The organism is Sphingomonas sp. FW306-1B-B10E (assembly GCF_058782005.1).
Map to the genome: position 1 here is coordinate 30750 of NZ_JBYSXG010000041.1, position 14462 is coordinate 45211.

Consider the following 14462-nt stretch of genomic DNA (forward strand, 5'->3'; position numbering starts at 1 on the left):
CCCGTCTCTCCGGAGTTCGCGCCCGACGACCGCGGACGAACGCGCCTTATCGCGGCGTGCACTTCGCCGGTAAAGGGCTAGTCCGCGAGCCCCATCGCCACCTTGCGCGAGACGAGGATGAAGCGCGGTCCGGCGCCGTTCGCGGCGGCGCGATCGTCGGGATTGTAGAGCGCGCATTTCCGGAGGCTCAGGCAGCCGCAGCCGATACAACCGTCGAGATCGTCGAGCGTGCGCTGCAGCTGCGCGACGCGCGTCTCGATCACCTGGCGGAAGCCGCGGCTGATCCGCTTCCAGTCGGCGGCGCTCGGCGCGCTGTCCTGCGGCAATTTGGCGAGTTCGGCGGCAATCTGCGGCAGTGTGAAGCCCAATTGCTGCGCGATCAGCGCGAACGAGATGCGGCGGATGTCGGCGCGCAGGAAGCGGCGCTGGTTGCCGCTCGTGCGGATCGGATGGACCAGCCCCTTGCCTTCGTAGAAGCGCACCGCCGACACCGACAGCCCGGTGCGCGCCGCCAGTTCGCCGATGGTCAGCAATTCGTTTCCGCGGCCCATCCCTGCCTCCGATTTTTTCGCGCTTGACCTCAACTTAGGTTGAGGTTGTAGCTGCTTGCGGGATGGCCTCCAAATCCGAAAGGACTTCCATGCCCGCACCCTATATCGAGCACGTCAACCTCACCGTCAGCGACCCCGAGCGGATGGCCGGACTGCTCCGCGACCTGTTCGACTGGCACGTCCGCTGGGAGGGCGCGGCGCGCGACAATGGCCGCGTCGTCCATGTCGGCGACGAGCGGACCTATCTCGCCGTCTACACGCCTCCCGAGCGTCTCGATCCCGCGATCTTCGCTAAGGGCCGGCCACTCAACCATGTCGGCATCCTTGTCGACGATCTCGACGAGGTGGAGCGCCGCGTCGTCGCCGCGGGGCTCGTGCCCTTCGCGCACGCCGACTACGACCCCGGCCGGCGCTTCTACTTCCTTGACCATGACGGTACCGAGTTCGAGATCGTCAGCTATACCTAAGCCGGCATTGACTCTCTTTGCGGGGAGCAAGCCCGAAACCTGGTGGTTCTGGCCCTCGCCTATCGGGAGAACCACCATGTCCGCCAACCACGACGTTTCCAAGCTGGACGACCTGATCTTCACGACGATCGACAGCATCCGCGGCTACGAGCATTCCGCCGAGCATGCCGAGGCCGGGCGCTACGCTGCCTTCTTCCGCGAGATGGCGGCCGACCGCGCCCGCGTGGTCGAGGCGCTGGCCGCCAAGAGCCGCGAACTCGGCGGAACCCCCGCCGAATACGGCTCCGCCGCCGCGACGCTGCATCGCCGCTGGGAAGATCTGCGTCACTTGCTCGGTGGCGGCGACGAGGCGATCCTGAGCGAGATCGAGCGCGGCGAGGATTATCTCAAGGAAGAGTTCGATCGCGTCCTGAAGGACCATCGCATGTCCGACGGTGTCGAAGGCGTGGTCCAGCAATGCTATGAATCGGTGCGCCGCGGGCACGACCGAGTCCGCGAGCTTCGCGACGCGTTGCAGGGCGCGCGCTGAGCGACACCACAATGAGAAAGGGCGCGGTGGCCATCGCCACCGCGCCCTTATTGTCTCGATAAGCCTAAGCTTATTCGGCTGCGGCAACCTCATTGGTGCGCACGTCGCGGCGCTCGGCGATACGCGCCGACTTGCCGGTGCGGCCACGCAGATAATAGAGCTTCGCACGACGCACGACGCCGCGGCGGACGACTTCGATCGTGTCGATGTTCGGCGAATAGAGCGGGAAGACGCGCTCGACGCCCTCACCGAACGAAATCTTGCGGACGGTGAAGCTGCTGCCCATGCCGCGATTGGCGCGGGCGATGCACACGCCCTCGTAATTCTGCACGCGGGTGCGCTCGCCTTCGACGACCTTCACGCCGACGCGGAGGGTGTCGCCCGGACGGAATTCCGGGATCTTCTTGGTCTCGTTGAACTTGGCGATCTGCTCGGCTTCGAGCGTCTGGATGACGTTCATGACTTGTCGTTCCTGTTTCGTCGCTGCGCGCCAGAGGGAGGATGGACCCGAGCGCCCTCATGGCGCTCCCAAAGGTCCGGCCTCCTTAGCCGTGTGTCGGTCTCCGCCTGGGCACGTCGCCAAGCCTCGATCCTCGCATGATCCCCCGATCGCAGCACTTCGGGGATCGTGCGCCCTTCCCATTCTACAGGTCGGGTATATTGCGGATATTCGAGCAGCCCCGTCTCGAAGCTCTCGTCCATGCCGCTGGAAGCCGCGCCCATTACGCCGGGAAGCAGCCGAATGCAAGCGTCGAGAAGGGTCAGCGCGGCCATCTCGCCGCCCGAAAGGATATAGTCGCCGATCGACACCTGTTCGATGTCGCGCGCCTCGAACAATCGCTCGTCGATCCCCTCGAAACGCCCGCACAGGATCGTGACCCCCCGCCCTGCCGCCAACGCCCGCACGCGCTCCTGGGTGAGCGGCGCGCCACGGGGCGTCATCGCGAGCACCGGAGGCCCGGGCGCGACACTGTCGAGCGCCGCCCCGAGCACGTCGGCCCGCATCACCATCCCCGCCCCGCCGCCCGCAGGCGTGAAGTCGACCGAGCGGTGCTTGTCGGTCGCGAAGTCGCGGATCTGCACCGCATCGAGGCTCCAAACTCCCTCGCGCAGCGCCCGCCCGGCCAGCGACGCGCCGAGTGGTCCGGGGAACATCTCGGGGTAGAGAGTGAGAACAGTGGCGGCGAATGTCATGGCCGCATCCAGTTTTCAACCCGCAACGCCGGCACCGCCGCAAAGTCCGCGACGTTGTCAGTCACCATGACAAGATCGCGTGACAGCGCATGGGCTCCGATCAGTTGGTCGTAGCTGCCGCGCTGGAACGGCAGGCGTGCATAGGCTCGCGCAGCCATCATATCGAAATCGAGGACTGGGACTTCCTCGATGAACGTTTCGATCGCCTCGATCGGGGGCGGCTTGCCCCGTTCCGAACCCAAGAGAACCTCGGCCAACGCAATTGCAGAAGTGACGAGATCGCCTTCGTCGCAAGCCGAAAGGCGATCCCGCAATACGGCGTTCAATCCCAACGACGCCGCGATGACGATATTGGAGTCCAGCAGGAACTTCACTGGCCGCGCTCGAGCTTGGCACGCCAGTCCGGGTCCTCCCACAGCAGAGGACGATGCTCGAATACGCGATTCTCGGGCTCGATCAGCTTCAGCCCCGAACCCGCGCCGCAGCCCCAAACCTTGTCGATGTTGAATTTGCGCTTGGGCCTGTCGACCGGCTCGACGATGAAAGCGCCGCGATCTTCGCGAACCTTCATCTCCATGCCTTCCTTCACCCCAAGCGCCTTCGGGAGGCGCAACGCCACCGAATTGCCCGATTTGAAAGTCTTTGCCGTGTACTCGCCCATGCCGGCCTCCGTATATACAGGATGTATATACGGCGGGAGCGACGGTCAAGGAACCTCTCACTCAGTCGCGCGCTTCGCGCTTCCATGGACGATTGCATCATCATCGGCGCCGGACCCGCCGGACTCACCGCCGCGATCTATCTCGCCCGCTTCCACCTCAAGATCCGGCTGTTCGATTGCGGGTCGAGCCGCGCGGCGCTGATCCCGTGCACGCATAACCATGCCGGCTATCCCGACGGCATTTCGGGCAAGGACTTGCTCGCATTGATGGCCGAGCAGGCCGAAAAATACGGCGCCGAGCGCGAACTCGCCGAGGTGACCGAACTGCAGGTAGCGGATCAAGGCTTCGTCGCCCGGGTCGGCACGCGCGAATATCGGGCGCGGTCGATCCTGCTCGCCACCGGGGTGGTCAACCACCGTCCCGATATGGAGGAAGGCCTTCACGGCGAGGCGCTTCAGCGCGGACTGCTCCGCTATTGTCCGATCTGCGACGGCTATGAAGTCACCGACAAGCGCGTCGGCGTGATCGGCACCGGCGAGCATGGCGTGCGCGAAGCGATCTTCCTGCGCGGCTACACTCCCGACGTCACGCTGGTCGCACCCGAGGCCGAGCATGATCTTCCCGGCGAACTGACGGTCCAGCTCGACGACGCCGGGATAGCGCGCGTGGACGGCCCGTGCGGCGGCTATGCGATCGAGGGCGACCAGCTCGCCTTCGATACTGCGCACGGCCGGCTGACCTTCGACAGCGTCTACCCCGCTCTGGGCTCGCGCATCCGCTCGCAGCTCGCGATCCAGGCCGGCGCGCGCGCCGCCGAGGACGGCTGCCTCGAAGTCGACGACCACCAGCGTACCTCGGTCCCCGGCCTGTTCGCCGCCGGCGACGTCGCCAAGGGGCTCGACCAGATCAGCCACGCGATGGGCGAAGCCGGGGTCGCCGCCACGACGATCCGCAACATGCTCGCCGAGCAGCGTCCGCTGCGCCGCTAGCTTCCGCAGCCGCCGCACCCGCCGCCGCCACAACCGCCTCCCCCGCCGCTGTCGCCGCCGCCGCTGCTGCTGTCGCCGCTCGAGCTATCGGGCGTCCGCATGCGATGGAAGTCACTCCACGCCGAGCCGACCAACACCACCGTTCCGAACAGCGCCACGCCCAAATCGGCCTCGCCCCCGGTCGGGGCGCGGCGCAGCCGTTCGGAGCGCGCGCGCGCCTCGGCGAGCACTTGCTGCCCCGCGCGGGTCCGCCGGTCGAGCGCGACGAACCGGATCAGCGTCAGGGCTGCGGTGGCGACCAGCAGGATCGTGAGATAGCCGACCGGCCGCCCGCGCGCCTCACCGATCTGGAGCTTGGTCCAGCCGAAGGCGAGCAGCAGCAGATAGGGCAGCGTCTGCCAGAAGCGCAGCTGCCAGGCGGTGCCCCTGCCCATCAGCAGCCCGCTATCGACCAGCCGCTCGCGGATCGGATCGGCATGCCGCCCGACCGCGCGCGCGATCGCGCCCCAATCGGCCGGCTGGGGCAGCGCGAGCACGCTGCGTTCGGCGGGCGTGCCGGCGCCGAACCCACCTGCGACGAACTTTCCGCCGTCGATCGCCAGCCGCTGCGTGGCGAGCAGCCGCGCGGTCACCGCTTCGGCGAGCCGCGACGCGCCGCCGGCGAGGAAGGCGAGATGGTCGATATCGGTGCTGCGCGGCGTCCCGCCTTCCGGGCGAAGCCAACGCGGGATCGCGAAGCCGGCGATGATGGTGAGCACCAGCAGCGCGCCGTAGAGTTGGAGAAACGGCCCGCCGGTAAGGTCGAAGGGTCCGAGCGACATAAAGTCCTAGCTCCTCAGCAAGAGAAGTCCCAGCGCGAGCATCGCCGGCACTGCGATCAGCAGCCCGATCCGGACCAGCCTGCGCGGAACGATGATCGCGTCGCGCGGATGCACGCGGCGCGCTTTGTGGTCCTCGTTCAGCCGCCGCGCCGCGTCGGGCCACAGATCCGCGGGCGGAGTGCCGAAGACGCGCTCATAGCTGCGCAGGGTCTCGGCATATTGGGTGAAGTAACGGTGCTGCTCGGCCGCCCCGCCCGCCGTGGGGCCATGATGCAGCGGCCGTCCGAGCAGGGGGCAGAAGCGCTCCCAATAGTCGCGGCTATAGGTGAGGTGGAGATGCCAGGCCTGGTCGACCGCATCGGAGGGCGTCACCGGGTGCCCGGCGGTGACCGCGAGGAAGGCGAAGCGCCGATACTCCTCGATCACCCGCTCTGCATGCGCCCGCCGCCATCCATTGTCGCGCGCCAACCGCTCTGCAAAGGGCAGCGCCGCATCCTCGGGGCCGAAGGTGTAACGGGAGAGCGCCGACCAGAGCGGGTGGTCCGGGACTTCAGCGGTAAGACCAGGGGCCTTTCGCATTCGAATGCCTAGGTAGGTGGTGGATATTTAGGTTTTGTGACAAGATCAGCTCCTGCCCTAGGGAGTCAGCGCTGCTCGATTTGAGCGCGCTCCTCTTCTAGCCGATCCAAACTTAGTAGGGTGCAGCTCTCTCTTACCACCGCGCCTTCCTTCCAAACCCGACGCACCCTCATCCGAGCCCGCGCTTCGACGTTCAATAAGGTCATGTTGAATTGCATGAGTTGATCGGCCGTGATTAATCGGTCAACCCTTCCGCGGACAATGTCGCCTGTTGCATTGCGGAACTCAAACATGTGTCCGTCCGGAAGCGCGCCTGTAAGTTGTCCGATCATGATCTCCTCATCCTCCGAAACGGTCGTGGTGGTGGCCCGTTCGACAGCACGCTCCACAGCGATCGTGCTGAAAGAGTCGTCGTTGTCGCCAACGACCAAGCGGAGAGTGGCTCCTCCCTGTCGTAGCAGATCAAAGAATTCACCGGCGGTTGCAAAAACCCGCTGATCCACGGTCTCGACAGCCTCTTGAAATTTTGCTTCGTCAGTGTCTGCGAAGGCTGTCATTAGGCGCGATGCATCCTCCACGGCGGCCTTTAGCGCGGTGTCGACAAGTTGCCCCTGCGTTTGCACCTCTTCCATCAGGAATCCAAATGAACCCCGAACGACATTCGTGATGTGCAACGTCGATGCGGCCTTGTTAGGAACGGGCCCACGCTGTCCGAGCTCACCCACCTCCTGAACGAGAAGCTTGGCCACAAGGTCCTGGAACTTTGCGACCGCGTTACCGCCGAATTCACTTTCGACTCCCCGAGATCCGGCGACGGGTCGGCCTCCAAAGAACAGCGCGGCCGACGCGGTCTCACCTCCAAAGTCGATCAATCCTGCGATGAGTTCCTGGAGCTCATCACGGCGATCCTCAAGGCCCATGCGTGTCATCACGTCATCAGGCGTCATGCCTTGGAGAAGCTGGTTTACCGACGCCAGTTCGGCGATCGTACGATCTCGCTCGAGTTTCCTTAGGCTGCTCACGGGTTAGCGCCTCCGGCAGGTACCGCGACAAGAGCGGGCGAATTTAGAGCGACCAATGCCGCAGCGTCATCCTGAATGTCTTCTAGCCTTACTTGTAGCATTCCCTTCCACAGATCGTCACCTCGGCGATGCGAAAATAGGCCGAGGTAATAGCGGGATGCATTGACAAGCGTCTCAGGATGACCGTTCAGGTCAACGAAGAAGGCATCGAGGTTGTAGCGCGCCTTAACCGGGGCTCGTCGGAACTGGTCCGGATTATTAGTCATGAGCAAGCCTAAGTCGGCCGGTAATCCGGCGGCTGCAGGGCGGTATGTAAACGTCACGATGTCGAGATCTCGCGGTAGCTTATCTTCGACAAAGCTTCCATCCAGCCATTGAAAACCGCCATCGAATCCGAGGCCGCGCAGGTCAGCACGATGCTGAAGCCAGCCGCGTAATATAGCCTTCCGCTCATCGGTCGATCCTAAGGTGGTCACCACTTCCAAGGCTGTAACAAGATAGGGCGTCATGTCTTCGGCCCGACCGCCTGGTCCGCCCGAGCCGACGTATGGCGGAAGAACCCCGTCGATCGTGAACGGCGGAATAGGCACGAGTAGCATACCCCCTAAAGCGGCAGCCGAATCTGCGCGCTTTCAGGGCAAATGCCAACCCGGATACGATTTGGAGATTGCGGAACTCAACCGCTTCGCACCAGCGGAATGGGAAGGAGATCACCAGCACCCTTGCTTGCCAGCAGGGCGAGTGAGCGCGCATGATCGTCGTATCTACCTCGCAGATAACGCCCGACCAGTACCTAGTCCCCGCGCCCAATCCTCGCGCCCCTCGGACGCCGCCTTCGCCGCCGCAGCCTGGTGGTCGTAGGCGACCGCATGAAACGCCACCGCGCCATCCTCGACGACCGCATAACGCGCCCGTACGTCGCCGTTCCCGACGACATAGCTATACGGCTGGTCGTCCCGGAACGCCTGCAGCCCGACGCTGCCGGGATTGGCCACGCGGCTCCCATCGGCCAGCCGCAGCTCCCCCTGGATATGCGAATGGCCGCAGAGCGTCAGCGCGGCGCCCTGCCCGCCTAGCCGCTCGGCGACTTCGGCCTCGATGGCGCGGCGCAGGCCATCGGGCTCGATCGTCTCGAGGAAATGTTCGACATCGCTGCGCGGCGTGCCGTGGCAGAGGAACAGATCGCCCAGCGCCAGCGTCGCGGGGAGGCTCGCCAGCCAGGCCAGCACGGCCGGCGAGAGCCGCGGGCGGGTGAAGCGGTCCGACGCGTTCATCCGGTCGAGCGGGACTTCGAGCAATTGGCGCTCGTGATTGCCCGCGATCGTCGGCCAGCCGCGCGCGATCAGCCAGTTGGCGGTCTCGGCGGGCCAGAGCGGGCCCGACAGGCTGTCGCCCAGGTTGACGAAGCCGGTGCAGCCGCGCAGCGATGCGTCGGCCGCGACCGCCTCGAGTGCGGGAAGATTGCCGTGGATGTCCGAAAGAACCGCGATGCGGCTCATTCGGCGAACCCAGCGTGGATCACCAGTCGCTCGGCATCCCATTCGGGCACTGCCTCGGGCCGCATCGGCACCATGAAGCGCTTGCCGTCGGGGCGCTCGATCTCGAGCACGTCGCCCGCGCCGTAATTGTCGATCGCGATCACCGTGCCGAGCGCATCCCCGGCATCGGAGACCGCAGGAAGCCCGAGCAGGTCAACATGATAATATTCGCCCTCGTCGAGCGGCGGCAGCGCCGAGCGCGGGACAGTCAGCTGCGTTCCGCGCAGCGCCTCGGCGGCGTTGCGGTCGGTCACTTCGGCGATCCGCGCGATCACGCCGTTCGAGCCGGGTCGCACGCTCTTGAGCGTGAACGCGCCGTCGTTGAAGCTCTTATAGCTGGCAAGATCCTCGGCGAAGACCTTGAGGCGGACCTCGCCGGCAACGCCGTGCGCGCCAATGATCGCCGCGAGCGTGACGGGGCGATCGGCGCTCACGCCGCCCGCCCCGTCAGCGCATGCCGGGCGTCAACCCTTGGGCGAGCCCGGCTGCTCTGGCGGCGTATCGTCGCCGCCTTCCGCGGGCGCATCGGTCGACGCGCCTGCGGGATTGGTCTGGGTGCCGCCGGGATTCTCACGCTCGTCGGTATCCGGGCCGGTATCGGGTTTGCTGGCCATCCTGTGCTCCTCGGGACATGGTTCGTCCTTCGAAACGCACGATGGCCGGCAAGCGCCTCAGCCTTCCGACTTTTCTTCGGCTGGGGTCTGCTCGGCAGTCGCCTCGGCGACCTGCTCGGCCTCCGGGGTCGGGGTCTCGGTAGCAGCCTCGACTTCGGCACCGACGACGGCCTCGGCCTCGGCCTGGCTGTCCTCGACGGGCTCGGGTGCAGGGGTTGCGGCTGCCTCGGCGGCGGCTTCCTCGGCGGCCTTGGCCTTCTCGGCACGCTCCTCGGCGCGCTCGACGGCCTTCTCGCCCGGCTTGCCCTTGTTCGGATTGTTCTTGGCGGTGCGCTCCTTGATGCCGGCGACATCGAGGAAGCGGGCAACGCGGTCGGTCGGCTGCGCGCCGACGCTCAGCCAATGCTTGGCGCGGTCGCCATCGAGCACGATGCGCTTCTCGTCTTCCTTGCCGAGCAGCGGGTTGTAGGTGCCGATCTTCTCGATGAACTTGCCGTCACGGGGCGAGCGCGCATCGGCGATCACGATCCGGTAATAGGGACGCTTCTTCGAACCGCCGCGCGAGAGACGCATAGAGAGTGCCATTAAAATCTTCCTTCTTACAATCTGAGTTCAAGTTACTTCTTTTTCAGGAAATTCTCGAAGCCGGGCGGCAGGTTAGGCGTTCCCGGCAGGCCCGGAAGCCCGCCGCTTTGGCCGCCCATCTTGCCCATCATCTCGCCGAGCTCGGGCCCACCCAGCGCATTGCCGAGCCCGCCCATGCCGCCGCCGGGGCCGCCCTTGCCGAGCATGCCCAGCATGCCCTTCAGCCCACCCATCTTCTTCAGGCGCTTCATCGCGGTCTGCATCTCCTGATGCATCTTGATGAGCTTGTTGACGTCCTGCACGGTGGTGCCGCTGCCCTTGGCGATGCGGATCTTGCGCTTGGCGTTGAGCAACTCGGGCTTGGCGCGCTCCTTGGGAGTCATCGACGTGATCATCGCGTCGAAGCGCAGCAGCACCTTGTCGCCGCCGGCCTGGTCGGCGGCGGCCTGCGCCTTCTTCATCCCCGGGATCATGCCCGCGAGTGCGCCGATGCCGCCCATCCGGCGCATCTGCTGGAGCTGGCTGCGCAAGTCGTTCATGTCGAACTGGCCCTTGGCGAGCCGGCCCGCCATGCGCTCGGCGTCTTCCTGCTGGATCGACTCGGCGGCGCGCTCGACGAGGCTGACCACGTCGCCCATGCCGAGGATGCGGCCCGCCACGCGCTTGGGGTGGAACGGCTCGATCTGGTCGAGCTTCTCGCCCATGCCGGCGAACTTGATCGGCTTGCCGGTGACCGCACGCATCGACAGCGCCGCGCCGCCGCGGGCGTCGCCGTCCATGCGGGTCAGGATGACGCCGGTCAGCGGCACCTGCTCGGAGAAGTTCGACGCGACATTGACTGCGTCCTGCCCGGTCAGGCTGTCGACGACGAGCAGGATCTCGGCCGGGTTGGCGATGTCCGCCACCGCCTTCATCTCGTCCATCAGCGCCTGGTCGACGTGGAGGCGGCCTGCGGTATCGAGCATCAGCACGTCGAAGCCCTGGAGCTTCGCCGCGCTCAGCGCGCGCCTGGCGATCTCAACCGGCGGCTGGCCGGCGACGATCGGCAAGGTCGCGACTTCGGTCTGGGTGCCGAGCACCGCGAGCTGTTCCTGCGCTGCCGGGCGATTGACGTCGAGCGACGCCATCATCACCTTCTTGCCGTCCTTCTTGAGCAGCTTGGACAGCTTGGCCGTCGTCGTCGTCTTGCCCGAGCCCTGGAGGCCGACCAGCATGATCACCGCCGGCGGGGTGACGCCGATCTCGAGCTCGGCGGTATCGCTGCCGAGCATGTCGACCAGCGCGTCGTGGACGATCTTGACGACCTGCTGCCCCGGCGTGACCGAGCGCAGCACGTTCTGGCCAATCGCCTGCTCGGTGACCTTGTCAACGAAGTCGCGCGCGACGGGCAGCGCGACATCGGCCTCGAGCAAGGCGATCCGCACTTCGCGCATCGCGGTGCGCACGTCGGTCTCGCTCAGCGCGCCGCGCCCGCGCAGCCGCTCGAAGACGCCGCCTAGCCGATCGCTCAGACTGTCGAACATGGGACCAAGATCACTCCAAAATCACGATCGCCCCGCCAAACGCAAAACACGCCGGCGGACGAAACCTCGTCGGCCGGCGTCACCCCTAGGGGTGCCCAATGTTCGCGTTCCACGGGAACGGTCGGAGGCGCACATAGCGGCAGGCGCCCGAAAGCGCAACCTTGCTTGTCTTGCTTCGGTAACCTTTCGGAAAGCCTGCCACTTAACGCCATCTACACCCTGTCATGACAGTTTCGCGCCTGATCATTAAGGGGCTGATGCCGGCAATGCCGCTGGATATCGACGAAGAAACGATGCAGCGGGCCCCGCGCCCCAGCCTGCTCACCGGCGCGATCAGCGTCGCCGCCATCCTGCTGTTCGTCGGCATCGGTAGCGCAGTGCTGTCGAAATCGGTGCAATATTATTTCCAGGGCGGGGAGCCGGTCAGCCAGCCGCTCGTCATCGCCTTGCTGCTCAATGTCGCGCTGATCCTGCTCGGCTGGCGCCGCCATGCTTCGCTCAGCCACGAACTCCAGATCCGCGCCGCCGCCGAAGAGCGCGCGCAGCAATTGGCCAGCCGCGATCCGCTCACCGGCTTCCTCAATCGCCGCAGCCTCGCCGAGGAGGGCGCGGCGATGTTCGTCCGCGCGCAGCGCCGCCGCAAGGGCATGGCGCTGGTGATGCTCGATCTCGATCACTTCAAGACGATCAACGACATGCACGGCCATGCCGTCGGCGACGCGCTGCTCCGCGCCGTCGCCAGTGAAATCGCGCATTTCATGCCGCCGATCGCACTCACCGCGCGGCTGGGCGGCGACGAATTCGCCTGCGGCTTCCTGTTCGACCCCGCCGAGCCCGCCACGGTCGAGCGCATCGCCGAGAAATTGGTCAGCCGCATGGCCCAGCCGTTCGAGGCCGAGGGACTCCGCCTCCACATCAGCTGCTCGCTGGGCATCGCCCGCTCGGACTTCGACTGTGCCGGGATCGACGCGCTGATGCGCGCCGCCGATATCGCGATGTATCAGGCCAAGAAGACGGGGCGGAACCGCTTCGCCTGGTTCGACCAGTCGATGGAGCGCGACCTCCAGATCCGCAACGACCTCGAGACCGGCTTGCGCCTCGCCATCCCGCGCCAGGAAGTCGTCCCCTATTTCGAACAGCAGATCGATCTCGCCACCGGCCGCCTCCATGGCTTCGAAGTGCTCGCGCGCTGGGAGCATCCGACGCGCGGCATGATCAGCCCTGAATTGTTCATCCCGATCGCGGAGGAGACCGGAATGATCGGTGACCTCTCGCTGTCGATCATGCGCCAGGCGCTGCTCGCCGCGCGCGACTGGGACCCGTCGCTCAACATCTCGATCAACATCTCGCCTTGGCAGCTGCGCGACGCGTGGCTCGCGCAGAAGATCATCAAGGTGCTCACCGAGACCGGCTTCCCCGCCAACCGGCTCGAGGTCGAGATCACCGAGAGCGCATTGTTCGACAATCTCGCGCTCGCGCAGTCGATCGTCGGCAGCCTCAAGAACCAGGGCGTCCATGTCGCGCTCGACGATTTCGGCACCGGCTATTCGTCGCTCGCGCATCTGCGTGCGCTGCCGTTCGATCGGATCAAGATCGACAAGAGCTTCATCATGTCCTTGAACGAGAGCGCCGATTCGGCTGCGATCGTCCATGCGATCATCAGCCTGGGCGAAAGCCTGAACCTGCCGATCACTGCCGAAGGCGTCGAGGATGCCGAGATCGAGGCGCGGTTGCGCGCGCTCGGTTGCGCCAAGGCACAGGGCTGGTTCTACAGCAAGCCGCTGTCGATCGCCAATGTCCGCCGCCTGCTCGCCGAACGCCGCCTGCTGCGCCGTGCGGCGGCCGAAGCGCCGGTCGCGGTCACCAGCCAGCGCCTGGCCGGCTGAGATATTCCATTTCCTCGGGCGTGGAAATCCGCCCCAGCGCCGCGTTGCGGCTCGGAAACCGCCCATAGCGCGCGATCACTTCTGCATGCTGGCGGGCATATTCCAGGACTTCGCCGCCCAGCGCTTCGAAACAATTGAGGCTCACTGCCTGCAGCTCGCGGCTTTCGGCGTGCTCGAACGGCAGATAGAGGAATTGGCGCTGCTCGGGCGTCATCGCCTGGTCCCAGCCGTTCTCGACCGCGCGGCACGCCAGCTCCTGCGCCAGCGGGTCGGCGTCGAACGCCTGCGCCGTGCCGCGATGCACGTTGCGACTGAACTGATCGAGCAGGATCACTGCGGCGAGCAAGGTCCGCGGATCGTCGCGCCACTCCGCCGCGCCGCTCGCCAGCACTTCCAGCCGGAGCGCTTCGAAACGGTCGCCGATCTCGCGATCGAGTTCGTCGGACTTCGCAAACCATTGCTCGGGCATCAGCCCGTCGAACCAGAAGCGCAGCACTTCCTCGGCCTTCGCGTGGACTTCCGTCCCCACGGTCCCTAGATCGCTCGCCAATGCCGACCTCCTCTCCCCAGATTATCAATATGGGTTGCCGTCTCAACCTTGCAGAGGGCGAGTCGATCCGTACGCTGCTGGCCGGGCGTGACACGATCGTGGTGAACAGCTGCGCGGTCACCAATGAGGCGGTCAAGCAGACCCGCCAGGCGATCCGGCGCGCGCACCGCGACAGCCCCGCCGCCGAACTCGTCGTCACCGGCTGCGCGGCGCAGATCGATCCGGCAAGCTTCGCCGCGATGCCAGAGGTCAGTCGAGTGATTGGCAATGCCGAGAAACTCTCTTCGCAAGCTTGGGAAGCTTACGATCCGGTATTGGTCCAGGACATCATGGCGGTGCGCGAAACCGCGCCGCATCTCGCTGCGAGCTTCTCGACCCACGCGCGCGCTTTTGTCGAGGTCCAGAACGGCTGCGATCATCGCTGCACCTTCTGCGCGATCCCCTATGGCCGCGGCAACAGCCGCTCGGTCCCCGCCGGCGCGGTGATCGACCGCATCGCCGCGCTCGCCGAGAACCATGCCGAGATCGTCCTCACCGGCGTCGACCTGACCAGCTACGGCCCCGATCTTCCCGGTGCGCCGAGCCTCGGCCAATTGGTCGAGCGCATCCTTGCGCACATCCCCAAGCTCCGCCGCCTGCGTCTGTCCTCGCTAGACGGCGTCGAGATCGACGACCGGCTGTTCGCCTTGCTGACCCAGGAGCCGCGCCTCCAGCCGCACGTCCACCTCTCTCTCCAGGCGGGCGACGACCTGGTGCTCAAGCGGATGAAGCGCCGCCACAGCCGCGCCGACAGCGTCGCGCTCGTCGAGCGGCTCAAGACCGCCCGTCCCGAGATCGCGATCGGCGCCGACCTCATCGCCGGCTTCCCCACCGAGGACGAGGCGATGTTCGCCAACACCCTCGCGCTGCTCGACGATTGTGATGTGGTCCACCCCCACATCTTCCCCTACAG

Annotated in this window: 20 protein-coding genes; 5 read left to right on the forward strand and 15 right to left on the reverse strand. The window is 66.0% G+C overall.

What is annotated here, in order from left to right:
- Positions 1–77: 77 nt before the first annotated feature.
- A complete protein-coding gene (soxR, locus tag AC3WJI_RS15425) occupies positions 78–551 on the reverse strand; it encodes a redox-sensitive transcriptional activator SoxR (protein ID WP_492758166.1) in 474 nt (157 codons plus the stop codon).
- Between the two features lie 89 nt (positions 552–640).
- Here soxR and AC3WJI_RS15430 point away from each other — a divergent pair, with 89 nt between their 5' ends.
- Complete coding sequence (locus AC3WJI_RS15430) at positions 641–1018, forward strand: VOC family protein (RefSeq protein WP_492758167.1); 378 nt, start codon at positions 641–643, stop codon at positions 1016–1018.
- A gap of 76 nt (positions 1019–1094) precedes the next feature.
- Complete coding sequence (locus tag AC3WJI_RS15435) at positions 1095–1547, forward strand: PA2169 family four-helix-bundle protein (protein ID WP_492758168.1); 453 nt, start codon at positions 1095–1097, stop codon at positions 1545–1547.
- 70 nt (positions 1548–1617) lie between these two features.
- On the opposite strand, the gene rplS is transcribed toward AC3WJI_RS15435, so the two are convergent.
- Genes rplS through AC3WJI_RS15455 form a run of 4 tightly spaced genes read right to left on the reverse strand, consistent with a single transcriptional unit; the run spans position 1618 to position 3402 of the window.
- A complete protein-coding gene (gene rplS, locus AC3WJI_RS15440) occupies positions 1618–2007 on the reverse strand; it encodes a 50S ribosomal protein L19 (protein ID WP_492758169.1) in 390 nt (129 codons plus the stop codon).
- Positions 2004–2741 carry a tRNA (guanosine(37)-N1)-methyltransferase TrmD gene (gene trmD / locus AC3WJI_RS15445; protein WP_492758170.1) on the reverse strand — a complete coding sequence of 246 codons (738 nt, stop codon included), beginning with the start codon at positions 2739–2741 and terminating at the stop codon, positions 2004–2006. The genes rplS and trmD overlap by 4 nt, the downstream gene beginning before the upstream one ends.
- A complete protein-coding gene (locus tag AC3WJI_RS15450) occupies positions 2738–3115 on the reverse strand; it encodes a type II toxin-antitoxin system VapC family toxin (RefSeq protein WP_492758171.1) in 378 nt (125 codons plus the stop codon). Before AC3WJI_RS15450 ends, trmD begins: the two co-directional genes overlap by 4 nt.
- Positions 3112–3402, reverse strand: coding sequence for an AbrB/MazE/SpoVT family DNA-binding domain-containing protein (locus tag AC3WJI_RS15455; RefSeq protein ID WP_492758172.1), 291 nt, complete (start codon positions 3400–3402; stop codon positions 3112–3114). Before AC3WJI_RS15455 ends, AC3WJI_RS15450 begins: the two co-directional genes overlap by 4 nt.
- Positions 3403–3486: 84 nt before the next feature.
- On the opposite strand from AC3WJI_RS15455, the gene AC3WJI_RS15460 reads away from it, so the two are divergent.
- Positions 3487–4392, forward strand: coding sequence for an NAD(P)/FAD-dependent oxidoreductase (locus tag AC3WJI_RS15460; protein WP_492758173.1), 906 nt, complete (start codon positions 3487–3489; stop codon positions 4390–4392).
- On the opposite strand, the gene AC3WJI_RS15465 is transcribed toward AC3WJI_RS15460, so the two are convergent.
- The 9 genes from AC3WJI_RS15465 to ffh form a co-directional block, all read right to left on the reverse strand.
- Positions 4389–5213, reverse strand: coding sequence for a TIGR04222 domain-containing membrane protein (locus tag AC3WJI_RS15465; protein WP_492758174.1), 825 nt, complete (start codon positions 5211–5213; stop codon positions 4389–4391). The two genes, AC3WJI_RS15460 and AC3WJI_RS15465, sit on opposite strands and share 4 nt — an antisense overlap.
- Positions 5214–5219: 6 nt before the next feature.
- Positions 5220–5792 (reverse strand): glycine-rich domain-containing protein, encoded by a 573-nt coding sequence (locus AC3WJI_RS15470; RefSeq protein ID WP_492758175.1) that lies wholly within the window; start codon positions 5790–5792, stop codon positions 5220–5222.
- A gap of 65 nt (positions 5793–5857) precedes the next feature.
- Entirely contained in the window at positions 5858–6814 is a 957-nt protein-coding gene (locus tag AC3WJI_RS15475) for a hypothetical protein (RefSeq protein WP_492758176.1), read from the reverse strand.
- Complete coding sequence (locus tag AC3WJI_RS15480) at positions 6811–7413, reverse strand: DUF6932 family protein (protein WP_492758177.1); 603 nt, start codon at positions 7411–7413, stop codon at positions 6811–6813. Before AC3WJI_RS15480 ends, AC3WJI_RS15475 begins: the two co-directional genes overlap by 4 nt.
- A 165-nt stretch (positions 7414–7578) precedes the next feature.
- On the reverse strand, positions 7579–8313 hold the full coding sequence (locus tag AC3WJI_RS15485) for a metallophosphoesterase family protein (protein ID WP_492758178.1): 735 nt from the start codon (positions 8311–8313) through the stop codon (positions 7579–7581).
- The gene (gene rimM, locus AC3WJI_RS15490) at positions 8310–8786 is read right to left on the reverse strand and encodes a ribosome maturation factor RimM (RefSeq protein ID WP_492758179.1); all 477 of its coding nucleotides are present in this window, start codon (positions 8784–8786) and stop codon (positions 8310–8312) included. Before rimM ends, AC3WJI_RS15485 begins: the two co-directional genes overlap by 4 nt.
- Before the next feature lie 30 nt (positions 8787–8816).
- Positions 8817–8966, reverse strand: a complete 150-nt coding sequence (locus AC3WJI_RS15495; RefSeq protein ID WP_492758180.1) for a hypothetical protein — start codon at positions 8964–8966, stop codon at positions 8817–8819.
- Positions 8967–9023: 57 nt separating this feature from the next.
- Positions 9024–9551 carry a 30S ribosomal protein S16 gene (gene rpsP, locus AC3WJI_RS15500; protein ID WP_492758181.1) on the reverse strand — a complete coding sequence of 176 codons (528 nt, stop codon included), beginning with the start codon at positions 9549–9551 and terminating at the stop codon, positions 9024–9026.
- A 32-nt stretch (positions 9552–9583) separates the two neighbouring features.
- Positions 9584–11074: a signal recognition particle protein gene (gene ffh, locus AC3WJI_RS15505; RefSeq protein ID WP_492758182.1), complete on the reverse strand. Its 1491-nt coding sequence runs from the start codon at positions 11072–11074 to the stop codon at positions 9584–9586.
- Between the two features lie 293 nt (positions 11075–11367).
- On the opposite strand from ffh, the gene AC3WJI_RS15510 reads away from it, so the two are divergent.
- Positions 11368–12960 (forward strand): putative bifunctional diguanylate cyclase/phosphodiesterase, encoded by a 1593-nt coding sequence (locus AC3WJI_RS15510; protein ID WP_492758186.1) that lies wholly within the window; start codon positions 11368–11370, stop codon positions 12958–12960.
- Here AC3WJI_RS15510 and AC3WJI_RS15515 read toward each other — a convergent pair.
- Positions 12935–13510: a DUF924 family protein gene (locus tag AC3WJI_RS15515; RefSeq protein WP_492758183.1), complete on the reverse strand. Its 576-nt coding sequence runs from the start codon at positions 13508–13510 to the stop codon at positions 12935–12937. The two genes, AC3WJI_RS15510 and AC3WJI_RS15515, sit on opposite strands and share 26 nt — an antisense overlap.
- A gap of 29 nt (positions 13511–13539) precedes the next feature.
- Here AC3WJI_RS15515 and AC3WJI_RS15520 point away from each other — a divergent pair.
- Positions 13540–14462: radical SAM protein (locus tag AC3WJI_RS15520; protein ID WP_492758184.1), on the forward strand; the 923-nt coding region annotated here is incomplete at its 3' end.